The organism is Clostridium uliginosum (genome assembly GCF_900112485.1).
In the GTDB taxonomy this organism is placed as follows: domain Bacteria; phylum Bacillota; class Clostridia; order Clostridiales; family Clostridiaceae; genus Clostridium; species Clostridium uliginosum.
In genome coordinates this window covers 53,942-79,320 of record NZ_FOMG01000009.1, presented here as the reverse complement: position 1 = coordinate 79,320, position 25,379 = coordinate 53,942, and the positions used below count along the sequence as shown (strand labels likewise).

Below are 25,379 nucleotides of genomic sequence, written 5' to 3'. Positions count from 1 at the left end.
AAATAAAATTTATGAAATATATTGTTTTTAATTGTTAATTTATTGTATAATTAATGTATAAATAATTCAAGCTCATAAAATTCTACTATAAAGTTTTATAAGTCCCACATATGTTCATTTATTCCCTTTCTTAAATGAACATAAATCTTTAATCTGCATTAATTTAAGTGCAGATTTTTTTTATTCTATGAACTAGGGCACATTAAATAAAATAACAAGTCAAAGATGCGACGTATATTTTCTGCCAGACAAGGAGGTGAAATTATCTCATAGCAGGCTATGGGCTAATTTTACCGACATGAGTAGAGAACCAAAATCTATGATTTTGTGTGAATCACTTACTCAGCGAGTGTATACGAGTCGAGCTTCCTTATGACACAAAATAGACTAGCATACTGACTCGTTATTTATTTTAATATGCCTAAGGCACATGACTAGTTATTTATTAGAAGATATCTTATAATAAATTAAAAAAGATTGGAGAAATAAAATGATATTTGATAGCCACATACATACAGAATTATCATCTGATAGTGATATGAAAATAACTGAAGCTATACTCAAAGCAAATGATTTAAATATAGGTCTTATATTAACTGAACATTTAGATCAAGATTATCCTGTTACAGATTTATTCAAGATAGATATTCCTAATTATTTTAATAAATATTTAAAGTATAAAAGTGATAATTTGCTTTTAGGCATAGAAATAGGACTAACCCTTCCTTCATTTGATATTATAAATGAAAAAGCTAATAATTTTGATTATGATTTTATATTAGGATCTGTACATTCCGTTTACGATGAAGACATCTATTTAGATTATTGTAAACGAAATGACTTACAAAAGAAAGATTACTTTGGTAAATATCTTGATTTTATGCTTGAATTAGTTTATAAATATGATTGTTTTGACTCTTTAGCTCATTTTGATTATCCTTGTAGATATGCTAATTTTTCAAATAATGAAATTACCTTAAAAGATCATGGAGAAATAATTGAAGAAATAATGAAAACATTAATATCTAAAGGAAAGGTAATGGAAATCAACACCCGAAGACTTAATGATATAGATGTATTTAATAATATGCTAATCTTATATAACAGATATAAGGAGCTTGGAGGAAAATATGTAACATTAGGATCTGATGCTCATTCCACTAATAATATATTTGCAAATTTTAAAGAAGCTTTATTATTAACTGAGAATTTAGGATTAAAACCTGTATATTTCAAAAATAGAAAGCCTGAATATTTTTAATATAATTCACATTAAACAAATTTATATATTATTAAGTGGATGTCTAAAATATAAATCTCAGGTTTATATTTTAGACATCCACTTTTTTTATTATAAGGCACATTCAAAAAAATAATAGACCAGTAAGCTCGTCTATTATTTTATTTCATATGCCTAATATTCTTTTAAGCATCTAAAAATAACACCTTATCTATTATTTCTTAAACATTATCTATATGTTTTCTCTCACCTTTAAAATTATTTATTTTCTCACTTCGCTTTTTTAACTCTAATTCTACATCCTCAATTGAGATATTAAGTTCTGCCATCAAAACAAGCAAATGATAAGTAAGATCACATATTTCATTTACTTGTTCTTCATTATTAATCCCTTTACTACTGATTATAACTTCAGTACACTCTTCCCCAACTTTTTTTAATATTTTATCTATACCTTTTTCAAAAAGATAATTTGTGTAAGAACCTTCTTCTCCATTATTTTTTCTATCTAAAATAATTTTGTATAAATTTTGTATTTCATTACTCATAAATTTCTCCTCCTAAAGATCTCTATAAAAGCAGCTCTTATTACCAGTATGGCAAGCTACACCATTTTGCTTAACAATAATTAAAATAGTATCATTATCACAATCTATTTTTATTTCTTTTACGAATTGAAAATGTCCAGACATTGCTCCCTTATTCCATAGTTCATCCCTACTCCTGCTATAAAACCATGTAGTATCTTCTTCTAAAGTCTTAGTCAAACTTTCCTTAGACATATAGGCAAGCATTAAAACTTCATTAGTTTCATAATCTTGAACTATAGCCGGAACCAAACCATTCCCCTTTTCAAAGTCAACTTGTTCTACCCTTTTGCAAATTTCCACATAGAAGCCCCCTTTTAAAAATTTCTATTATGTAATTATTTATTAAATAGAATGTATTTACAGAATCTTATATCAATAATTATTAAGCTTTTATATCATTTTAAATTTATATTTATATATATTTCTTAAAACTTTCATTCTCTATTGAAAATTAATAACTTAATCTTCATACTTCTTAGATGTTTAAAGAAACAGCTAAAGTCTTACAGGAATATTTTTATTATCTAAATATTTTTTAACTTCTTCAACTGTTAATTCGCCATAATGAAATAATGATGCTGCAAGTGCTGCATCTGCACTGTTATCTTTAAATACATCATAAAAATCATTTAAAGATCCACATCCGCCCGAGGCGATTACTGGCACATTAGTTATATTACTAACTGCTTTGGTAAGTTCTAAATCAAATCCTTTTTTTGTACCATCTGCATCCATTGAAGTTAAAAGAATTTCTCCAGCCCCAAGCTTTGTAGCTTCCTCAGCCCAAGCTAAAACATCTATACCTGTATCTATTCTTCCACCATTAACAACAACATTCCAACCACAATTATCAGCTCTCTTTTTTGCATCTACACCTAACACGATGCATTGATTTCCAAAATAAAAAGCACTTTCTTTTATAATGTTTTTATCTTTAACAGCTGCTGAATTTAAGCTCACCTTATCAGCTCCAGCTCTTAATATTGCTTTAATATCTTCTAATGTTCTTAATCCTCCGCCTACAGTAAATGGAATAAATATTTTTTCAGCAACTTGCTCAACAACTTTAAGCATTATACCTCTTTTTTCATGAGTTGCTGTTATATCAAGAAATACTAATTCATCTGCTCCTTGATCATTGTAATACTTCGCAAGTGTAACCGGATCTCCAACATCCACTAATCCTTCAAAATTAATTCCTTTAACAACTCTTCCTTCTTTTACATCTAAACAAGGAATAATTCTCTTAGTATGCATACAAATCCCCCTTCAATTTAGCACCTTATTCTTTACACATATTCAAAAAATAAGAAGTCAATATGCTAATTTATTTTGCGTCATACTATGTAAATAAATATAGCTAATAGATAAGCTATGAACTACACTTCTTTCCATTACATAAAATATCTGTCGCATCTTTGAATTGTTATTTTATTTCATATACCTTATTAAAATTTTATTACTGCAATTCTTACTTTTTACATACATCTATAGCTTCTTTTAAAGATAATGTTCCTGAATAAATTGCTTTACCAGTAATTGCTCCATACATATCAATATTCATCAAATCTTTAATATTTCCTATGTCACAAATTCCACCTGAAGCTGTAATATCTATATTTACAACCTTTTTTAGTTCTTTTAGCATATCAACATTAGGTCCTTCTAATGTTCCATCTTTGCTTATATCCGTAACTATTATATTCTTAACACCTATATTCTCCATATCTTTTGCAAAATCTATATAATTAAGTTTACTTCCTTCAAGCCATCCTCTACCATAAGCATATCCATTTTTGCAATCTATACCTACTGCAATCTTTTCTTTATAGCAGTCTACTGCTCTTTTAAGTAGCTCCTTATCTTCTATGGCTATAGTTCCAAGAATAACCCTAGATACCCCATTATTTATTAATTTCTTTATTGTTTCAAAAGTTCTAATACCACCACCAAGTTCAAGCGGAATATTTAATTTTTTAGCAATTTTTAATACTATTTCATGGTTGATGCATTTACCATCCTTTGCACCATCTAAATCCACCAAATGTAAATAATCTGCTCCTAAACTTTCAAAAGATTTAGCTATATCAAAAATATCCTCTGCAACTACTTCCTTTTTATTATAATCACCTTGATATAATCTAACTGCTTGACCGTTTATTATATCAATTGCTGGTAATATTATCATTTAATCAACTCCCCAAAGTTTTTTAATATAGCAAGACCTACGTCACCACTTTTTTCAGGATGAAATTGAGCTCCTATAACATTCTTCTTTCTAACTACACCTGCTATCTTATTTTTACCATATTCTGAATAAGCCACTAAATCTTTATTGTCATATCCATGTGCATAATAAGAATGAACATAATAAACAAATTTCCCTTCATCTATTGAATTAAATAACTCATCTTTCATATTATAAATAAGGTTATTCCATCCTATATGTGGAATCTTTATATTATTTTCTTTATCATCTTTCATTTTGACAATATTACCTTTTAGTAGTCCTAAACCTTCTCTTTCAGAACCTTCAAATCCTTTTTCAAAAAGAAGCTGCATTCCAAGGCATATTCCAAGAAGAGGCTTCCCTTTTTCAACTTCACTTTTTATTAAGACATCTAAAGACTTTTCCTCTATATTATCCATAGCATCCTTAAATGCACCAACCCCTGGTAATATTAAAGCTTTAGCATTTTTAATATCTTCTTCACTTGAAGATACTTTGCATTCTAAACCAAGACTTTTTAAAGCATTGTAAACACTCTTTAAATTTCCCATTCCATAATCTATTATGACTATCATCTTTACACACCCTTTAGTTACTTTATTATGAAACTCGACTCACATGCGTTCGCTGAGTAAGTTCGAATAACAAAATCACAGATTTTGATTCTTACTTATGAAAGTCGACTCACATACGCTTTGCTGAGTAAGTTCCAATAACAAAATCATAGATTTTGATTCTCACTTATAGCATTCCCTTAGTTGATGGAATTCCGTTTAATTTATCTCTATGTTTTGCTTCTTTAATAGCTCTACCAAATCCTTTAAATATGGCTTCTATCTTATGATGATCATTGCTTCCATATAAAACCTTACAGTGAAGTGTTATTCCCGCATTAAATGCAAAGGCTCTGAAGAATTCTTCAACCATTTCAGTGGAAAGCTCTCCTACTTTTTCTCTATTAAAATCACAATCAAACACTAAAAAGGCTCTTCCACTTATATCTAAAGATACTAAGGCCAAAGTTTCATCCATTGGCAGATGAAATGTTCCATATCTATTTATTCCTTTTTTATCTCCTATTGCTTTTTTAAAAGCTTCTCCAAGTGCTATTCCTACATCCTCAACAGTATGATGATCACATACTTCTAAATCTCCATTTGCTAAAAGTTTAATATCTATTTTACTGTGAAATGAAAATAAATTTAACATATGATCAAAAAAACCAATTCCTGTATTAATTTCATTAATTCCAGTACCATCTAAATTAATCTCTAATTTAATACTTGTTTCATTAGTATTTCTTTCTATTTTTGAGGTCCTATCTACCATTGCTACTCTGCTCCCTCATATATAAAAATTTCTTTTAATCCATCTATCAACTTTTTATTTTCTAAAGGAGATCCTATTGTAATTCTAAATGTGTCATCTGGAAAATCTCTAATCAAAATTCCCTTATCACTTAATCCATTTAATAATGCTTCTTTATGAAGTGTTCTTCCAAAAATAAAATTTGCTTTAGAAGAATAGAATTTTATATTCATCGACGCATTTTTTTCTAATAATTTTAACTCTTTAGATAATATTTCTCTTTGCTCTATTATTTGTTTTGAATTCTTTATAACTCTGTATGGATATTTTAACGCTGTGATTACCATTGCTTGAGAATACGAATTAACAGTATAAGGTATCTTCTTTTCTAATAATTTTTTAACATTATCTAAATTTGATATCAAAAACCCAACTCTTAAAGCTGCTAATCCCCATGCTTTTGAAAGTGTTCTTGTTACTATCAAGTTTTTGTATGTGTTAATATATGGAATCATTGACTTTCCATAAAATTCATAATAAGCTTCATCTACTACAACAGTTTTATCTGGAAATGCTTCTAATATCTTAATTATTTCTGTTGGCGCTAGTGCTAATCCTGTTGGATTATTAGGATTCGAAAACATAATCAAATCAACGTCTTCTTTTATGCCTAATTTAATAAAATCATCTAAAGTGAAATTTATATTGTTATTTAATTTATACTTTTTAACTTCTCCCCCAAATAATGAAACATAAAAATCATACATTACAAAATCTGGGCTTAAGGTTAACATCTTTTTACCAGTTCCCATTAAAGAGCTTATAATAAGCTCAAGCATTTCATCTGAACCATTTCCTACAATTATATTTTCAGCTTGTGTATCAGCATATGCACCATATAATTCTTTAATTTTAAGCATATCGTTTTCTGGGTATCTATGGAGTTGTATATCTAGTAAACAACTTTTCATTTCAATCATTATCTCTTTGTTCATATCTATATAACTTTCATTACTATTTAATCTGATATCATATTTTTCTTTAATACCGATGTAATCCTTCAATTAGCTAAGCCTCACTTTCACAGAATTTGCATGAGCAGTTAATCCCTCTTTATTGGCTAAAGTTATAATTTTTTCTCCATTTTCTAATATTGCTTCTTCTGAGTAATATAAGAAAGATGATTTTTTAATAAAACTATCTAAAGATAACGCTGAAAAAAATCTAGCTGTTCCATTTGTAGGAAGCACATGATTTGTACCACCAAAGTAATCCCCAATAGGTTCAGGGCAATATCTTCCTAAAAATACAGACCCTGCATTTCTAACTTGCCCTAAATATTCCATAGGGTTATCCACCATAAGTTCCAAATGCTCTGGTGCAACTAAATTAGAAATATCAATACATTCTTTAATATCATTGCAAATTATTGCTCTACCAAAATTTTTAAGTGAAGTTCTTATTATTTCTTCTCTTTCAAGTTCTTTAACCTGTAATTCCAACTCCTTCTCTACTTCCTCATATAATTTTTTTGAAGTTGTAACTAATATAGATGAAGCTAATTTATCATGTTCTGCTTGAGACATTAAGTCTGCTGCAACAAATCTCGGATTAGATTTTTCATCTGCCACTATTAAAATTTCACTAGGTCCTGCAATCATATCTATGTCAACAGTCCCAAATACTAATTTCTTTGCAATAGCAACAAATATATTTCCAGGTCCTACAATCTTATCAACCTTCTGAATTGTTTCAGTTCCATAAGCTAGTGCTCCAATAGCTTGAGCACCTCCTACTTTATAAATTTTATCTACACCAACAATCTTTGCAGCTACTCCTATATATGGATTAATTCCACCTTGTTTATCTGGAGGTGTAACCATAATTATTTCATCTACACCAGCAACCTTTGCAGGTATAACATTCATTAAAACAGATGATGGATAAGCTGCTGTTCCTCCTGGTACATAAACTCCAACTCTTTCAATAGGAATGACTCTTTGTCCTAAATAAACACCTTTTTCCTTTGTTATAAGAAATCCTTTTGTTTTTTGTTTTTCATGATATTCCTCTATATTTTTTTTAGCTTCTTCTAATGCTTTAATAAACTTTTCTTCAACCTTATTAAAACATTCTTCTATTTCTTTATCTGTTACTTCTAGATTTTCAATCTCAACTTTATCAAACTCCTTAGTAAAATTTAATAAAGCCTTGTCACCATCTTTTCTAACCTCCGATAAGATATTAGTTACATTTACTACTAATTCCCCTTGTACTTCCTCTGCTCTTTCATTAAGTTCCTTAATTAATATCTTTTTATTTTCATCATTAAGTTCCATTAACTTTAACATTCAATCGCCCCCAATTACTATTGCTTACATTGCTTAAACATATCCAAAAAATAACATGTCCGTATGCTAGTATATTTAGCATCATACTGTATCAGATATTTAACTAATAGCTTTTTATTAGTCAAACTTATCTACTTGCCATTACAAAAAGTATACAGCGCATATTTGACGCGTTATTTTCTTTTATACTTCTTATTAGTCCTATCTTAACTACTCTAACAAATCACCTAAAATATTGTAATTAAATAACTTTTCTTATTCTTTCAATAAATGATTGTATTTCCTCTTGTTTCATTTTAAAACTTGCTTTATTAACAATTACCCTAGCACTTATAGAACAAATTGTATCTAAAACAACCAATCCATTTTCTTTTAAAGTTGTTCCTGTTTCCATTATGTCAACAATTCCATCACACAATCCTAAAATTGGTGCAAGTTCTACAGACCCTTCTATTTTAATGACCTCAACATCCATTTCTTTCTTTTTAAAATATTCTTTTGCAACCTTTGGATATTTACTACCTATCTTTACGTGCCCAACTTTTTTAAAAATATCATTATTAGGTAAAGAAGCAACTATAAAATTACATTTGCCAACACCTAAATCTAATACTTCATAGCAATTATTGTCACTTTCCAATATAGTATCTTTACCAACCACCCCAATATCTGCAACACCATGTTCTACATAAGTTATAGAATCAGCTGCCTTTACTAAGAAATACTTTATATCTTCTTTACCATCTTTAAAAACAAGCTTTCTGCCTTTATTTTTTAACTCTGTTGGATCAAAATTAGCTTTATCTAGAATTTTAATACTTTCTTCTTCTAATCTTCCTTTAGTTAGCGCGATACTTATCCCCATTTTATATTTCCCCCCACATTTAGTTATTTATTCGAAGATACCTTAACTACTTTAATCTCTTCTAAATCTGCCTTAGGCAATAATTCAACTATCTTGCCTTCATTTCTAAGTTCTTGACTAATTTTAATAGCTTCCATAATAGTTTTATCACTATAATATAATTTATACTCTTCTTGATTTGATATCATTATATTAGTATTTTTTATAGTGTTTATTACCGAATCAACATCTATTGAAAATCCAACAGCCGGTAGATCTATTCCATAAGATTTGATTAATTTATCATATCTCCCACCTCTTAATACTGAATCTCCTATGCCTTCTGCATAACCCCTGAAAATTATTCCTGTATAATAATTAAGCCTTGGTACCATCCCCAAATCAAAAGTTATATTTTCCCCATAACCTAAACTTTCTAATTGTTCATGCAAATCTTCTAAGTACTCTATGCTCTTTATAAGTTCATCATTAAATGCTAATTTCTTACCTTCTTCAATCACTTTTTTATTTCCAAACATCCAAGGTAATTTATTAAAGAAATTTCTGTACTCTTCTTTAATATCTAGTCCTTCTAAAAAGTCTTCTAAGTTCTTTAAATTCTTATCTTCGATTAGTTGTGCTATTTTTTCTTTATCTATTTCATCAATATCCAAATTTTTAAATGCTGAATTAAAGAAACCAATATTTCCAATTTCTAATTTAAATTCATTTAAGCCTAATTTCTTTAGTGAATCTAATGCCAATACCAAAATTTCCAAATCTGATTTTCCTGCTTCAAGCCCTATTAATTCTACTCCACAATCAGTATACTCATTCCTCTTTCCCCCAAGACTCTCATACACTCTGAAAACATTTGAGGTATATCTAAGTCTAATGGGGAGACTTTCACCCTTAAGCTTAGTAGCAACTAATCTAGCTATTGGAATTGTCATATCTGGTCTTAACACTAATATTTTCCCTCTATTGTCAAAAAATTTATACATATCTTCTTCTTTTAAACTTTGAGAATTACAACTAAATGTCTCATAAAATTCTAAAGTAGGAGTGATGACTTCTTTATAACCCCATTTATTAAAACAATCATCTATACTTTTTTGTAACCATCTTTTTATAACACATTCTTCTAATACTAAATCCCTAGTACCATCTGGAACCATATTCCTTTTATTCATTTTGCACCTACCTATTGCTTTATTCTTTGGATATGTTTTAGTATAAGGCACATGATAAACAAGTATACTAGTCTATTATTTTTTTGAATGTGCCTAATGTTGATATTGTAATATAAAACTCATGGACGATGGAATTCACTTCGCTCTTATATTCCAATATCAACATTTAATTAAAACATATCCTACTATTTTTTTGTTTTTGTGTCGATTTATCGTTCTATCACTTTATCGCGTTAAATCATTATTGTATTTATAATACGTTAATATACTTATATTGTCAATAGTTCTTATTAACTATCTGAAAAAATAAAAGTACTATATTCTATGTATATTTTGTTCCCAATGAGGAAATAAAATTCACTTATAATGCTATTATCAGTTGATTTTATGGACAAAATATAGAACAAAATAAATTAGCATAATGACTTTAAATATATCTAAATACAATATAGATATTAGTTTAATTAAAAAGGTAATATAAAGCATATAAAAATGAAGCTATCAGAAATCTAATAGCTTCATTTTTATATATTTTGAGAAAATATCTTTTTAATGTATTGTAAAATAAGGCACATGAAAGAAAATAATAGACAAGCATACTGGTCTATTATTTCTTTGAATGTTCCTAAATACTAAGAGAATTTATCCAATGCATTTTTATCTAATCTATAAGTTGTCCATTCATTTAATGCTTGTGCCCCTAAACTTTCATAAAATTTAATAGATGGTTCATTCCAATTTAAACAAACCCACTCCATTCTTTCGCACTTATTATCTTTTGCAATATGCACTAATGTTTCAAATGCTTCTTTGCCTATACCATTACCTCTATACTTTGGATCTATATAAATATCCTCAAGATATAATCCAGCTCTACCTATGAAAGTTGAAAAATTAAAGAAATATATAATATATCCTATAACTTCATCATTAAATTCTATCAATAGAGCTTTTGCTCTATTATTTTGAAATATAGATTCTTTTAATGTATCTTCTGTTGCAACTACATCATTTAGCATTTTTTCATATACTGCTATTTTTTTAATAAATTCTAATATAGTTGATGCGTCTTCTTCTGTAGTTTTCTTAAATCTAAGTCCTTGTATTTTTGTTTCAATATATCTCATTTCTTTCTCCCCATCCCTTACTGATATTATTAATTGCTTTTTCTATCTTAGGCATATTAAAATAAATAACAAATAAGTCAGCTAGTCTATTTTCTTTAATATGCCTTATTCCTTAATACACCTTATAATTATACTACATTAATTTAGGCTTTGTTTTTAAACCGTGTTGGTATTATTATATAAAGCTCATGGATGATAAAATTTATACTTGGTATTATATTCGATATTTACTATACTAAAACGTATATACAGAACTAGAAATAAATTTGTATATTTCTTGCTATCTACTAATTAACCTTTATTGTAAATCTGTCATCATTATAAACTTCAATAGATTTTGATACATCTAGACATTTAATTGAAAAGTCTTCTCCCTTTAATTCTTTATCACAAACAATTACATATTCATCACTATCATTTAAATAAATAATATCTTCCTCTTGCTTTCTCCTATCACTTGAATTATCAATTGCTAATATCTTTTCACCAGTTTTATTATTTATTACTTCAATTGGTGCTACATGAACTCCGTATTTTGATTTATAATAAATTTTTGTTTTTTCATTTTCAGTTTCAATTCTTGTAATAGTAGCATATTCTGTACCATCATCAGAATATAATTTTGTTTCGGCTTGTAGATTGAGTTTAACATTCATATATTTATTATTTGCATTACACGTATATTTATATGGTATAAAGGTTAGACTTTCTGTATTATCATAAAGTTCTTTAAATTGATTGTTAAAATAACATACGTCATTTCCATCTTTACCTCCAGATGCTCGATTTGACTTATTCGGAATATTTCTTCCTTTATCATCAATCATAACAAATGATAAACCAGGATGGCTACCACTGAAAGGATATCGTCCTTGTATAGCTGTATTTAAAGGTGTTGTAATCACTTTATTTATATGATATCCATCAACTATTCTACTTAAATCTATATCACAATTTTGTTCTTTACCTTTTCCTAAAACTTTTTCACTAGTTACAGGAATATCAAAATTCCAATTTCCCTTTATAGTACTATAGTCTGTATATAGTATTTCAGTTATATTTAGATTTATAACAAATTTGTCTGGTATTTCATCATCTCCATTATAAAACATCTTATTTTGAATATCTTTTGAGTCTGTATTTTTTTTCTTTCCCACATTATATTCTGTAACTCCTACAAAGGTCTTATTATCATCAATGAACTTTCCTGTACCTCCACCAGTAGAAGTAGTTTTCTTACCATTTATTTTCAATTCTTGACTTGAGAACATTGGTTCTGATTGCATTTTATTTTGACTTTCAACAGTATAAAATACTGATAATTCTATTTCATCATAAACTACTTTATTAACAGTCACCTTTAATCCATTACTTTCTTTAGTTATGTTTAAATCTGAAGCATACTTGTCATAATTTTCATAAGTTTTGTAATTGAATTTCTCAAGTATACTTCCTATAATCGGGATATTACTTGCATAAGTTGGCATAGTTATTCCAAACAACAATGTGCCTACTATGCAAATTGCACATATGCTACAAATCTTTTTCACATTAACTCTTCTTTTTCTTATTTTTTTAATTGCTTCATCAATTTTTTCATTAATGTCATCTGGTACACAGTTAATTTCATTTTTTATTCTTTCTTTTATTTTATCATCAAATAATTCATCATCTATATCACGCATACCTACACCTCCACCATTACTTCTCTAAGCTTCGTTCTTGCTCTTGTAAGTCTAGATCTAACAGTTCCTTCTGGTATTTTCAATAATTTTGCAATATCCTTAAGACACATATCTTCAAAGTAAAATAATACTGTAGTTACCCTTAGCTCTTCACCTAGGGAATTTATTGCTCTTGTTAAATCCATATTTTCATAACTATCGCTGCAAATTTCAATATTATTATTTTCATCTAAAGAAATCACCCTTTTACTTTTTCTTAATATTGCATTACACTCATTAATTAAAATTCTTATTATCCAAGTTCTGAAATATTCATCCTTTTTTAATGAATTTATCTTTTCAAATGCACATATCACTGTATTTTGAAGTGCATCTTCAATATCTTCCTTATCTTTTATAATCCCTCTTGCTACACTATAAAGGTTCAACCTATTTTCATCTATAAGTGCTAAAAAAGCTTCTTTGTCGCCTCTCTTTGCCTTAGATACCGTTGACTTTTTTCTATAATTAAAAAATGATATCAACTCCATCTTTTTCCTCCTTAATTTATACTACCTAGCTAAGTATTACAATTATTAGATGCCTTAGTAAACTAAAATGCTCACATGAATTTAAAAATAATTTATATATATGTTCTAATTAAGTTAATACATTTATAAACTTTTATTTAATTTTTATAATAGGCTCTGTTTTAATATAGTGTTGATATTGTTACATGTTTGTTCAGTTGGCATTAGAATTGGACTTTTAGAACTCTTAATGAGTATTGTCACATTAATTACTTGTCCAAAACTTGTTTTTGGAACAAGCTGGAATGGGACTATACTCTTTTAGATGTTCTTAAGTTTAATTCTTTAGCCCACTTAACAATATGTAACAATATCAACACGGTTTTAAAACAGAGCCTTATATTAAGGCACATGAAAGAAACACCGACAATATTATCTCTAATACTGCCGGTGTTTAAAAACTTATTTGTCTATGTTTTAACTAAATGTTTATGTTGTAATATAATAGCGAACTGGCATTGGAATTTGCTTTGTAGAACTCTTAATGAAGATTTGTCATATTAATTGCTTGTCACAATCTTTGATTGGGAGCATGCATTAATGACTAATATTCATTTTAGAGTTCTTAAAGTAAATTCTACTGTCCATGAGCTTTATATTACAATATCAACATTATTCTAAAACTTGTTTAAAATTTATTTAAAACTTGTTCTTCTAGTTGTATTTTTCTTTGCTCCAACTGTAGTTTTAGATGAATTTTGATTTCCTGTTGCTTTGGCTTTAGGAGTATTTCCGAATTTAGTTTGATTTCCTGCTGTTTTAGCTTTAGGAGTACTTCCAAATTTAGTTTGACTTCCTGCTGTTTTAGCTTTAGGAGTATTTCCATGTTTATTTGCAGTTCTAGTTCTGTTTCCTGTTGCTTTAGTCTTAGACGATGGTTTTAAATTCACCATTGGATATTCATGTTCTTTAACTACTTCTATTTCTTTTTTAATTAACTTTTCTATATCTTTTACATACGGTATTTCATCTACATCACTAAATGATATTGCTGTCCCGCTTAATCCTGCTCTTCCTGTTCTTCCGATTCTATGTACATATGTTTCTGGTATATTCGGTAAACTATAATTAATTACATGTGATAATTGATCAATATCAATTCCTCTTGCTGCTATATCTGTAGCTACAAGTATTTGTATTTCTCCATTTTTAAATGTTTGTAGTGCTAATTGTCTAGCATTTTGTGATTTATTACCATGAATTGCTTTTGCACCTATGTTTGATTCTTCTAAATACTTAACCAATCTATTAGCATCACTTTTAGTTCTTGTGAAAACTAAAGCCGAATTAATTCCTTTTGCTTTTAGTAAATTTATCAATAACTTTTTCTTATTAGATTTATCTACATAATAAAGTGATTGTTCAATTTTATCAACCGTTGATGCTACAGGTGCTACCTCTACTACAACTGGTTCTACTAAAAGTGTACTTACTAATTTTTTAATTTCGTTTGGCATAGTTGCTGAAAAGAATAAAGTTTGTCTTTTTTTAGGAATACATCTTATTATTTTTTTGACATCATTTATAAATCCCATATCTAACATTCTATCAGCTTCATCTAGTATAAACATTTCTATTGCACTTAAGTCTATAATTTTTTGGTTTACTAAATCATTTAATCTTCCTGGTGTTGCTATTAATATATCTACACCATTTCTTATTATTGTTTCTTGTGGTTTTTGTGATACCCCACCAAATATTACAGCACATTTTAAATCCAAGTTTTTACCATATGATTGAAAGCTCTCATGTATTTGTATTGCTAACTCTCTAGTTGGTGTTAAAATTAATGCTTGTATTTTCTTTTTATTTTTATTTCCATTATGTAATAACTGTAATGTAGGTATTGCAAAAGCAGCAGTTTTACCTGTTCCTGTTTGTGCACATCCTAACAAATCTTTTCCTAATAAAATTGATGGAATTGCTTCTTCCTGTATTTTACTAGCTTCTTTATAATTTTCATCTTTCAATGCTTTTAAGATTGGTTCTATTATGTTTAAATTTTCAAATTTCATATATTATATTTCTTCCCTCTTCTTCTTAGTACAACAAAAATGGCTATTAATAATAGCCATTTTAGGCACATGAAAGAAAATAATAGACCAAAAATGCACCGTATATTTTGTCTTAATACGAGGTACTCCTTGAAGATATAAGTTCAACTAAATTCATCTGGAGTATAAAACTCCGCCTAAAAAGTTCCCTTTATGTCAAACAAGGAAGCAAGTTTTACTCATGTCATGGGCATCAGTAGAACTTGCTGACGCAGTATAGCGCAAAATAAACAAGCATATTGGTCTATTATTTTTTCGAACGTGCCTTAAATCATACTTCAATCTATTTTAATAAGTATAACATTATTTACGCTATATAGATAGCTTTATTATTTATTCGCTATGTTTTAGAAGAATATTGATATTGTTATATTCCAACCTTTCACCTTTTAAACACAATATCCTTCATCTATACATCATTTGATAATGTTTGTATTATATTACACAGCTTTAATAATTTTTATTGACAATCTAGAAGTAAAAATAGTATTCTCTATAATAGACCGGTTATTATAATTTAAGATAGAAGGTGCAATTAAATGACTAATAAAATTAATTCAAGAGAAAAAATACTTACTACCGCCTCCAAGCTTTTTCAACTTAAAGGTTATAATGCCACAGGCTTAAATGAAATCTTAAAGGAAAGTGATTCACCTAAAGGTTCTCTATATTATTATTTTCCAAATGGTAAGGAGGAACTGGCTGTAGAAGCTATTAAACTAGCAAGTGAAGCTATAGAAAAAGGTATACGAAATGCATTGGGAAAATATTCAGATCCAGTCAAGGCGATACAATACAATATAACAAACATAATAAAGGAATTGAATAGTGAAGGTAAGCTTCAGGATATTTCCATTAGCTTATTATCTTTAGAAACATATCTTTTAAGTGAACAGTTAAGAGAAGCTTGTAAAAAAGCTATTGTAGTTATGGAAAATGTATATGCAGAAAAATTAATTAAAAGTGGATTTAATAAAGAAAAAGCGGAAGAGTTAAGTATAGTTATTACCTTAATGATTGAAGGTGCAATTACTGTATCTGTAACCAAAAGGGATGTTTCAGCACTTTTAGTAGTAAGTAAGCAAATAGAAGTATTATTAAGCAATTAAATTCTTGTAGCACATATCTTATGTATGACTTTTTTTCGCCCAAAATATATAGACTGGTCTAGCCGCAAAAAGGATGCTAAAAAGTACCAGACGTCCTAATCATTGAGTCTATTTTGCTTCTGTTAATTTAAAATACTATGACAATTCATTAATATGAGTATTGTGCCACACCTGAATAGTTGCATTTTTTATTAGTACCAAATTATGATATACTACTTTAGTTATCTAAAATAGGGCATATAAAAGAAAATATGCCTAAATAAAAGGAGGATAGACAATATTACTACATTGTCTAAATTTATATGAATAAAAATAAACGTACTATTGTAATTGCAATAATGATTGTAATGTTCTTGGTAGCCTTTGAAGGTACTGTTGTAACTACAGCAATGCCTACTATTGCAAAAGATCTCCAAGGATATAATTTAATAAGTTTAGTATTTGCTGCTTATCTTTTAACTTCCGCAGTATCTACTCCTATTTACGGAAAATTTTCTGACCTCTATGGCAGAAAAAAAACATTATCTATCGGTATAATAATTTTTTTAATAGGTAGTTCCCTTTGTGGATTATCTCAAACAATGATTCAACTTATTATATTTCGAGCACTACAAGGAATAGGTGCAGGATCTATATTTACAGTAACTTATACAATTGTTGGAGATATATTTGAGCTCTCTGAAAAAGCAAAAGTTCAAGGTTTTTTAAGTACAGTTTGGGGAATAGCAACTTTACTAGGTCCTTTTTTAGGTGGATTCTTAATCGACTACCTATCTTGGCATTGGATTTTCTTTATTAATATTCCATTTGGATTGTTATCTATTTTTATGTTAAAGAAAAATTTAGAAGAAGTTATTGTACCTAACAACGCAAAAACAGATTATTTAGGTGCACTATTCTTAACTATAGCTATAGTTTCCATATTGTTAACCGCATTTTCTAATTCAATTAATTATAAAATTATATTTTTAATATTAGCTATAATTTCTATTATAATATTCTATTTTGTAGAAAAAAAATCTGATGAACCTATAGTTCCTTTTGATATTTTTACAAGAAATATTGTATTAGTAAACTTAATATGCTTCTTTATTGCAGGTTTACTTATGGGAATAGAAGCATATACACCTATATTTACGCAAAATATATTAGGATATAACCCAACAATTTCTGGACTTACCATGGCTCCTATGTCAATTTCATGGATATTGAGTTCATTTATATTATCTAAAGCACTTCCTAAATACGGTGCAAAAAATATTATTCAATTGTCTTTATTAATTTTAATTTTAAGTAGTGTATGTTTAAGCTTTTTAAAGGTTAATACATCAATTATATTTTTAATAATTCCATTAATATTTATGGGATTTAGTTTTGGAGGAATATTCACTACAAGTACTATAGCTGTTCAAGATGATGTTAGTGCTGATAGAATAGGTGTCTCTACTTCTACTAATACTCTAATCCGTACTTTAGGACAAACTATTGTTGTTAGCATATTTGGTGGCATTTCAACTTCAAGTGTAACAAATTACTTTAACGCTATAGGTATGAACGGTATTACATCTGAAAATGTATACTCTTCTAAAGCAACCACAATTCAAATACAAAATGCTTTCTATAATGGAATTCACAATATCTACTCTATTTTATTTATTATAGCAATTGCGTGTTTAATAATTTCTTTAGGCATAAAAAATACACAGCTTAAAAAATAATTGTATATAACTTGTTAATTACTTGATTTTAAGCATTAAAAAAAGGGCTGTCTTAGAATTATCAAGTGAAGTAATAACAAAGAAATAGAAATAACATTTATTAAAGAAGACTAGAAAAATAAGCTAAGGCTTATTTTTCAATACTTCTTCCACAAATGTTATTTCTATTTCTTTTTTGAATATACATCATATCATTAAATTACTTGTATTATGATACAGCACCTTTTTTGAATATTCCTTGACTCTTGAAATCAGTAAAATAGCGAGGTTTCCCTCGCTATTCCATACCAACAAATTCAACTTTTTCTACATTATTAACATTAAGCAAGCCATCCGTCAATGTTTTTATATCTCCATTTACAGTGGACAAATCTATTGTTATGCTTAAATTTGCATATCCATTAAGTGGTATACCTTGATTTATTGTCAAGATATCTCCTCCTTGCTCTGATATATAGTTACTAATATTAGATAAAACACCTTTTTCGTTTTTAAGTATAATGTTATAAGTAACTTTTCTTCCTTCTGAAGTTTCTGAAAAATCAAATACAAAATCTTTATACTTATAATATACACTTCTGCTTATCTCTGCTATTTTAACAGCTTCTGTAATTTCTTTAACTTTTCCATCTTTTAATAGCTTCTTTGCAAAGAGAACTTTTTCATAGACATCAGGTAAAACCCTCTTATCTATAACTAAGTAATTTCCACTCATTAATACCCACCTTCTAATATAGCTGTCCCTTCATTATCTAAAGATAATTCTAGTATATCCCATTCTAATCCTTTTACTTTTAAAAATTCTTTAAGCTTATTGCTAAAGCGCATATCCTTTTCGTCGATAATCGCCATGATTGTTGGACCTGCTCCACTTAGGTAACATCCTAGTGCTCCCAATTCATAGCTCTTATTATACACTGCATCAAAACCATTAATCAACCCACTTCTAAAATTTTGATGAAATGCATCTTTACATGCATGTTTTATTAGTTCATACCTACCACTTGAAAAACAAGCTACCATAAGAGCTGCTCTTGAAACATTATAAACCCCATCTTTTAAACTAATCTCTTTTGGAAGTACACTTCTTGCTTTTTCTGTGGATAATCTGAAATTAGGAATTATTGAAACAAACTTAATTCCTGACTTTACATCTACCTTATCATAAAAAGTCTTATTTTCTTCAACTATTGCAACAACCATTCCCCCCAGAAGTGCTGGCGCAACATTATCTGGATGACCTTCAATCTCTACAGCCATCTCTAATAATTCATCGTTTGAAAATTTCTTGCCTAAGATTTCGTTAGCTCCTACTAGTCCCCCAACTATACATGTAGAGCTACTTCCAAGACCTCTTGATATAGGTACATCTTGTTTTATTTCACTTATTTCTAATCCTTTTATTTTATAGCCCGCTTTATCGAAGCAATATTTCATTGCTTCATATATTATATTCTTTTCATTACAAAACTCTTCTGGTATTCCCCTAAATTTTAAACCTTCATTTATTTCTTTAAATGAAAATTCATTATATAAACTTAATGCAATTCCTAGTGAATCAAATCCCGGTCCCATATTTGCTGATGTAGCTGGTACTCTAACCTTAATCATAGCTTTACTTTTCCACACCTAAGTAAGAAAGAAGAGCTTCTCTCATCTCTAACTTATCCCAAACTTCATCATGAAGAACTTTCTCTTGTGATAAAGTAGCCAAGCTATTAGGTATTTCATTTTTTGTATTTTTAGATAATTCTTCTAATACTTTAAAATCATCAATTTTATCTACATCAATTTTTAATGCGTTACAAATACTTCTAGGAAACTTAAATGGACTTGCAGTTGAAGCTATTAATACTTGTTTAAAATCATTAGTTTCTTTTTGATATTTATTTTTTACTACATACCCAACAGCTGTATGAGTATCCATTAAATAATTATCTTTTTCATATACTTCTTTTATTGCGTCATAAACTTCTTCTGTAGTTGCATATTCCCCATAAAATTCTTTCAAGAATTCTTTAATCTTATCATTTACTTCATATACTCCATCTTTACTTAATGAATTCATTAATTCATTAATCACTTCTGAATCTCTGCCACTTGCTTCAAATAATAATCTTTCAAGATTAGATGATACTAAGATATCCATTGATGGTGATTCAGTTAAAACAAGTTCTCTTCTTTTATCGTAAACACCATTTTTGAAGAAATCTGTTAATACTTTATTCTCATTTGATGCACAAATAAACTTATCAATAGGTAATCCCATTTGTTTAGCATAATAAGATGCTAATATATTTCCAAAGTTTCCTGTTGGAACTACTACATTAATTTTTTCATCTTGTTTTATAACCCCTTGTTTTACCAAGTCAAAGTATCCATAAAAATAATATACTATTTGAGGTACTAATCTACCAATATTAATTGAGTTAGCTGATGATAAAGTAAATCCCTCTTTAGATAACTTTTCTTTAAAATCATTATCTCCAAATATTTGTTTTACTGCACTTTGAGCATCATCAAAGTTTCCGTTGATTCCAATAACCTTAACGTTATTCCCCTTTTGAGTTGACATTTGTCTTTCTTGTATAGGACTAACTCCATTTTTAGGATAATATACTACTACCTTAAATTGATCAACATCTTTAAATCCTTCTAACGCAGCTTTTCCAGTATCTCCTGATGTTGCAGTTAATATTACTATTTCTCCTTCTTTATTACAAATCTTCTTAGCCCTTTTCATTATTTGTGGAAGGAATAATAATGCAGCGTCCTTAAATGCACAAGTTGGTCCATGATATAATTCTAAGAAATTATTCTTTACTTCAACACTAAATCTATCATTATAAGCTTCGTTTATTGCTTCCATTAATTCCTTATCATCTATATCTGTAAAATATTCATTAATAATCTTAAATGCTAATTCTTCATAACTAAGGTCATTTTCTTTCTTTAAAGAATCATATACTTTAGGAAATTCTTCTGGAACATATAGCCCTCCATCTTTAGAAATCCCATTTATTATTGCCATTGCAGAGACTACACCATTTTCTAAACCCCTAGTACTTATAAAATGCATTTTAATCACCCCCGAGTTTTTATTTAAGTTGACATATCTTAGGTATATGAGTGAAACTATTTTATCTTTTTTATATATTAACATGTCTTCGTCAAAAATACAATTGTTTTTATATAAAATACATATTTTTTTGCATATTTTTTTTAAAATGTTTGCTTTTACTCATCTTAGGCATCTTAGAAATTAATTAGTTAATACGTTCTAAGCATAATTAAATAGAAATACTCAATGGCAGTATCTGTATTGCGTTCTCTTCTATCTTACAGCATGGCATTTCTGGAATTATTATTCCATTTTCTTTCAAAGAATCTAAAAGAAAATTACAAGATGATAAAAATTCCTCATAAAACTTATCTTGCCCAGTTTTTCTTAAAAAATTTATGCATTCACCATTAGCACATGTTTTAATAACTTTTCCTATAACCTTACAGTCACAGTTTATTTTATCAAACATATTACATTCACTATTCATGAAGTTTTTTGTATTTACAGTTAATATCGCTGTACATTTACCCATTGACATCATTAAGTCTTGAGTATTATTTAATATTAATGTTTCTTTAAGATGACTTATCATATTAAGAAATACTGAAAAATTAATAAAGTTAGATTTTTCTTTATTTAATATTGTATTTAAATTTTCACATCCTATAGATGTCAATAAATTAATCAATATATCTAAATATGATGTTAAACATTGATTAGTTATTTTTCCTGTAACTTCTATTAATTCTCCTGATGCAATTGCATTATCAAATATATTTTTCTCATTTTTGTATTGCAATATATGATCAGAATTTAAATAATTATTTAAATTCTGATTTAAAACAAAAGTTGTATAAGTTCTACGTATTTCTTCCTCTTGTTTTGCATAGTTTCTCTCATCTAAATCACCACAGATATGATCATGTTTCTCTTGATTCATAAGGCTTGCTTTATTTCTATCTTTAAAGCCTTCCCTCTCATTTTTACCACATGTCTCTTGTGTAAATGCTCCATTTCTTTTTTCAAGATGAAGTCCAGAACTACATGTCTTATCCCTCGTATTTCTCAGAATTCTAGTATCTATATATCCTGATAGTACTAAAGAAGATAAGTTTTTAACTAAATATTCATCTAAATAAATAAGTATATCAAAAGGATTAGCCATAAATTTTCTCCTTATAAAGTACTAATTACATATCATTTTTATTTATATTTATTATTGATAACTTCTTTATATGATTATAACTAGGTTATAAATAATTTATTATATTTAGATTTTTTATAACTACACTAGTATATTTCCTTATTTTAACCAATCAAACACATAAAACATATGAAATAAAATAACAAATCAAATATTCCTAAGTATAATGAAATTGTACTTATGATATAATATTTATTATATTAGGCACATTCAAAAAATAACAGATCAGCATGCTCGTCTGTTTTGAGTCATAATACGTCGGTAAAATTAGTTAATATCTCCACTTATCCCCTTACTATTAAATAAAGTGAAACTTTTTAGGTGGAGTTTTATACTACAGATGAATTTAGTTACCTTTATACCTTCAAAAAGTGCCTCGTTTTAAAATAAAGAAATCGTCAAGGCGACTGTGGAGCCGTCGATTTTTTTTTACGCCTCTGCCTTTTTGAACGTATGTGAAAAAAATCTGACGTATCTTTTGATCTGTTATTTTCTTTCATATGCCTTAATTTAATGTAGGAGTTTTTTATGAAAAAATTTTTAAAAAGAATGATATTACTTATACTTGTTGTTACTACAATTTCTGGGTTAGTTTTTAGGAAAAAAATTTCTCTGTGCTATATAATTGCTAAGGATGTTATTTCTTTTAAAAATAATATCCACTCTTATGATGACTTAAATTTTGATGCTACAGAAGATATGGATTATAAAAATTTAGTATATAAAAATACTAATGGAACAGAGTTAAGTTTAGATATTTATACTCCACTAAAAAAGGTTTATAAAACCTCTCCTGTACTTTTATATGTACACGGTGGTAGTTGGGTTTATGGTGATAAGAGTATTCCTCAAGCTATTACTCCTATCTTAAATATTTTTAGGCAAAATGGTTTTACAATAATAAGCACTTCATATGAACTTATGAGAGAAAAAGAGAACTTTGAAAAACAAATTTGTGATGTAAAAGATAGTATTAGATGGATAAATAAAAATCAAACTCAATATAATTTAAATGCTGATGAAATAGGAGTTATTGGAACTTCCTCAGGTGCTCATTTATCATTAATGAGTGCTTATACTTCAAACGATGAATTTCAAGATGATCCTGAATTGGCAAAGTATTCATCTAAGGTCAAATATGTAGTTGACTTTTTTGGTCCAACAGATTTAAGTTTGTTAGATACCTCAAATTTAAATTGGGATTTAAAAAAGATTTTTAAATCAGCACAATATAATAAAGATATATCTTATAAGTATAATCCAATAAACTATGTCAATTCAGATATTCCAAAAACTCTAATAATACACAGCAAAACTGATTCTGTTGTTCCATATGAAAGTTCTTTAAGGCTTTATAACAAATGCATAGAAGTTACAGGATCTGCCAAATTAGTTTCATTAGACAATGCAGTTCATGATTTATCTGAAATATCGTCAAATGATGTAATAAATTTGTCAGAAGAAGTATTAAAATTTATCATTAAAAATTCCCCTCTATTTTAACATAGACTACTAATTTATTTTTAAATATAGCTCTGTTTTAAAACTGTGTTGATATTGTTCAGCGTGCTAAAAAATGTAACAATATCAACATTCTTCAAAACATAGCTTATTTTTAAAATCAATATTATAAGATTGCTTTTATATTTATTATTTAATTTCAAAACTTTTTTGTTATAATTTTTTTGTGTTCTAAAATACGTTAAAAGCCCCTTTTTAGGGAACTATTTTTAGTATAGTTTCTCTTTTAAAAGGGGTTTTATACCTATTTTAGATATATCAAAAAAATAATAAGGCACATGAAAGAAAATAATAGACCAAAGGTGCATCGTATATTTGGTGTCAGACAAGGAGGCAATTTCTGTTAATAGCGAGCTATTAGCTGAATTTGCCGATGAGCAGAGAACCAAAATCTATGATTTTGTGTAAATCGCTTACTCAGCGAGCGTATGCGAGTCGAGCTTCCTATGACGCAAAATAGACATGCATACTTGTCTATTATTTTTTTGAATGTGCCTAAGTCAAAGATGTAACTCAAAATATGCTAGTATTCTGATTTGTTATTTATTTTACAGTACCTTAATATTCATAAGATTTAATATTTTCACATAAAATAACATCTAATTTTTTATCTTCTATAACTTTCTTATATGAACATATAAATTCATTTAACTCATTATCAGTTAAGTCTATTTTTTGATAACTAATTAATCTCATTTTTTGTTCATGTATTAAAACTTGTAAATCATTTTTTTCATTTTGAATAAAGTATGTTGACATAGGCTTAACTTTTATTCTATCTTTATATTTTTCTTGAAAACTTATAGTCTTTCTCATTGATTCATAGTTATTACCAACTGAATTTATATTTATACTAGCCATTTTTAATTGTTCTTCTAGCATAGATGCATCAACGCCATATCTTTCTAAAAACTTCTTTTGAATATTTAATAATTTATCTTGTGAAATATTGTTTTCTTGCATATAAGACATAACATTTTTAGTAAAATCTTGCATAGTTAACTTTTTTGCAGCCAATTCATAATACATTGAATAAATATAATCTTCAAATTTATCAACATCCTTGTCCTTAGCTTTATTTTTAAGTTCATTAAAATCTATAATTTTATCATCCATATTTAAACCTCTCCTCATAATATCTAGTGTAGTATATAAACCTCTTTTTATTATTATATATCATAAATTATTATATATTAATAAATGTTTTCTTAAAAATATATTTATTAATAATGTTTCTATATTTTTTTGAATGTGCCTAAGTCTACGTTTTAAGTAAATGTTGATATTGTTATATAAAGATACCTACTGCATTTATATAGTTTATTATCCAACATGTCACATTTTATTTCATTATTGGATAATAATGTTGTATAATATACTCATATACATTAAATAACAATCCCTATAAGTTGATAACTAAGGCACACGAAAGAAAATAGCGAAGGAGTTAATAAATGCAACATAAGTTAAGTAAATGCAAATTGATATTTATAAATTTTGTCGTTTGTTTTTCAATATTCTTTATAGGCTTTGAAGTATTTAATCTTGAATATAGTCTATATAACTATATTC

General features: G+C 27.7%; 23 protein-coding genes. 4 read left to right on the top strand and 19 right to left on the bottom strand.

Features of this window, described 5'->3' with window-relative positions:
* Positions 1 to 490 precede the first annotated feature (490 nt).
* Positions 491 to 1,261, top strand: a complete 771-nt coding sequence (locus tag BM027_RS07965) for a histidinol phosphate phosphatase (RefSeq protein WP_090090599.1) — start codon at positions 491 to 493, stop codon at positions 1,259 to 1,261.
* Between the two features lie 200 nt (positions 1,262 to 1,461).
* Here the strand turns inward: BM027_RS07965 and hisE are convergent, their stop codons facing one another.
* The 14 genes from hisE to BM027_RS07895 form a co-directional block, all read right to left on the bottom strand.
* A complete protein-coding gene (gene hisE / locus BM027_RS07960; protein WP_090090597.1) occupies positions 1,462 to 1,788 on the bottom strand; it encodes a phosphoribosyl-ATP diphosphatase in 327 nt (108 codons plus the stop codon).
* 12 nt (positions 1,789 to 1,800) lie between these two features.
* Positions 1,801 to 2,130: a phosphoribosyl-AMP cyclohydrolase gene (hisI, locus tag BM027_RS07955; RefSeq protein ID WP_090090595.1), complete on the bottom strand. Its 330-nt coding sequence runs from the start codon at positions 2,128 to 2,130 to the stop codon at positions 1,801 to 1,803.
* Between the two features lie 195 nt (positions 2,131 to 2,325).
* Positions 2,326 to 3,087 (bottom strand): imidazole glycerol phosphate synthase subunit HisF, encoded by a 762-nt coding sequence (gene hisF, locus BM027_RS07950; protein ID WP_090090593.1) that lies wholly within the window; start codon positions 3,085 to 3,087, stop codon positions 2,326 to 2,328.
* A 214-nt stretch (positions 3,088 to 3,301) separates the two neighbouring features.
* Positions 3,302 to 4,018, bottom strand: a complete 717-nt coding sequence (gene hisA / locus BM027_RS07945) for a 1-(5-phosphoribosyl)-5-[(5-phosphoribosylamino)methylideneamino]imidazole-4-carboxamide isomerase (protein WP_090090591.1) — start codon at positions 4,016 to 4,018, stop codon at positions 3,302 to 3,304.
* Positions 4,015 to 4,635, bottom strand: coding sequence for an imidazole glycerol phosphate synthase subunit HisH (gene hisH, locus BM027_RS07940; protein ID WP_090090589.1), 621 nt, complete (start codon positions 4,633 to 4,635; stop codon positions 4,015 to 4,017). Before hisH ends, hisA begins: the two co-directional genes overlap by 4 nt.
* A gap of 166 nt (positions 4,636 to 4,801) precedes the next feature.
* Positions 4,802 to 5,389, bottom strand: a complete 588-nt coding sequence (gene hisB, locus BM027_RS07935; RefSeq protein WP_090090587.1) for an imidazoleglycerol-phosphate dehydratase HisB — start codon at positions 5,387 to 5,389, stop codon at positions 4,802 to 4,804.
* Between the two features lie 2 nt (positions 5,390 to 5,391).
* Positions 5,392 to 6,432, bottom strand: a complete 1,041-nt coding sequence (gene hisC, locus BM027_RS07930; RefSeq protein WP_090090585.1) for a histidinol-phosphate transaminase — start codon at positions 6,430 to 6,432, stop codon at positions 5,392 to 5,394.
* Complete coding sequence (gene hisD / locus BM027_RS07925; protein ID WP_090090582.1) at positions 6,433 to 7,719, bottom strand: histidinol dehydrogenase; 1,287 nt, start codon at positions 7,717 to 7,719, stop codon at positions 6,433 to 6,435.
* Positions 7,720 to 7,960: 241 nt separating this feature from the next.
* Complete coding sequence (gene hisG, locus BM027_RS07920; protein ID WP_090090580.1) at positions 7,961 to 8,584, bottom strand: ATP phosphoribosyltransferase; 624 nt, start codon at positions 8,582 to 8,584, stop codon at positions 7,961 to 7,963.
* A gap of 23 nt (positions 8,585 to 8,607) precedes the next feature.
* Positions 8,608 to 9,756 carry an ATP phosphoribosyltransferase regulatory subunit gene (gene hisZ / locus BM027_RS07915; RefSeq protein WP_090090578.1) on the bottom strand — a complete coding sequence of 383 codons (1,149 nt, stop codon included), beginning with the start codon at positions 9,754 to 9,756 and terminating at the stop codon, positions 8,608 to 8,610.
* A gap of 632 nt (positions 9,757 to 10,388) precedes the next feature.
* Positions 10,389 to 10,883: a GNAT family N-acetyltransferase gene (locus tag BM027_RS07910; protein ID WP_090090576.1), complete on the bottom strand. Its 495-nt coding sequence runs from the start codon at positions 10,881 to 10,883 to the stop codon at positions 10,389 to 10,391.
* Positions 10,884 to 11,170: 287 nt separating this feature from the next.
* Positions 11,171 to 12,568, bottom strand: a complete 1,398-nt coding sequence (locus BM027_RS07905) for a DUF4179 domain-containing protein (RefSeq protein WP_090090574.1) — start codon at positions 12,566 to 12,568, stop codon at positions 11,171 to 11,173.
* 2 nt (positions 12,569 to 12,570) lie between these two features.
* Complete coding sequence (locus tag BM027_RS07900; RefSeq protein WP_090090572.1) at positions 12,571 to 13,098, bottom strand: sigma-70 family RNA polymerase sigma factor; 528 nt, start codon at positions 13,096 to 13,098, stop codon at positions 12,571 to 12,573.
* A gap of 674 nt (positions 13,099 to 13,772) precedes the next feature.
* Positions 13,773 to 15,152, bottom strand: coding sequence for a DEAD/DEAH box helicase (locus BM027_RS07895; RefSeq protein ID WP_090090571.1), 1,380 nt, complete (start codon positions 15,150 to 15,152; stop codon positions 13,773 to 13,775).
* Between the two features lie 578 nt (positions 15,153 to 15,730).
* Between BM027_RS07895 and BM027_RS07890 the strand changes: the two genes are divergently transcribed.
* Together BM027_RS07890 and BM027_RS07885 are read left to right on the top strand one after the other, a co-directional pair.
* The gene (locus BM027_RS07890; protein WP_090090569.1) at positions 15,731 to 16,300 is read left to right on the top strand and encodes a TetR/AcrR family transcriptional regulator; all 570 of its coding nucleotides are present in this window, start codon (positions 15,731 to 15,733) and stop codon (positions 16,298 to 16,300) included.
* Positions 16,301 to 16,602: 302 nt separating this feature from the next.
* Positions 16,603 to 18,018, top strand: a complete 1,416-nt coding sequence (locus BM027_RS07885; RefSeq protein ID WP_090090567.1) for an MDR family MFS transporter — start codon at positions 16,603 to 16,605, stop codon at positions 18,016 to 18,018.
* A 277-nt stretch (positions 18,019 to 18,295) separates the two neighbouring features.
* Here the strand turns inward: BM027_RS07885 and BM027_RS07880 are convergent, their stop codons facing one another.
* From BM027_RS07880 to BM027_RS07865, 4 genes are all read right to left on the bottom strand, one after another.
* Entirely contained in the window at positions 18,296 to 18,733 is a 438-nt protein-coding gene (locus BM027_RS07880; protein WP_090090566.1) for an ACT domain-containing protein, read from the bottom strand.
* Complete coding sequence (gene thrB, locus BM027_RS07875; RefSeq protein ID WP_090090564.1) at positions 18,733 to 19,629, bottom strand: homoserine kinase; 897 nt, start codon at positions 19,627 to 19,629, stop codon at positions 18,733 to 18,735. The genes BM027_RS07880 and thrB overlap by 1 nt, the downstream gene beginning before the upstream one ends.
* 4 nt (positions 19,630 to 19,633) lie before the next feature.
* Positions 19,634 to 21,097: a threonine synthase gene (thrC, locus tag BM027_RS07870; RefSeq protein ID WP_090090562.1), complete on the bottom strand. Its 1,464-nt coding sequence runs from the start codon at positions 21,095 to 21,097 to the stop codon at positions 19,634 to 19,636.
* A 211-nt stretch (positions 21,098 to 21,308) separates the two neighbouring features.
* Positions 21,309 to 22,247: a hypothetical protein gene (locus BM027_RS07865; RefSeq protein ID WP_090090560.1), complete on the bottom strand. Its 939-nt coding sequence runs from the start codon at positions 22,245 to 22,247 to the stop codon at positions 21,309 to 21,311.
* A gap of 567 nt (positions 22,248 to 22,814) precedes the next feature.
* Between BM027_RS07865 and BM027_RS07860 the strand changes: the two genes are divergently transcribed.
* Positions 22,815 to 23,789 carry an alpha/beta hydrolase gene (locus tag BM027_RS07860; protein WP_090090558.1) on the top strand — a complete coding sequence of 325 codons (975 nt, stop codon included), beginning with the start codon at positions 22,815 to 22,817 and terminating at the stop codon, positions 23,787 to 23,789.
* Between the two features lie 576 nt (positions 23,790 to 24,365).
* Here BM027_RS07860 and BM027_RS07855 read toward each other — a convergent pair.
* A complete protein-coding gene (locus BM027_RS07855; RefSeq protein WP_090090556.1) occupies positions 24,366 to 24,923 on the bottom strand; it encodes a DUF3867 domain-containing protein in 558 nt (185 codons plus the stop codon).
* Between the last annotated feature and the right edge of the window lie 456 nt (positions 24,924 to 25,379).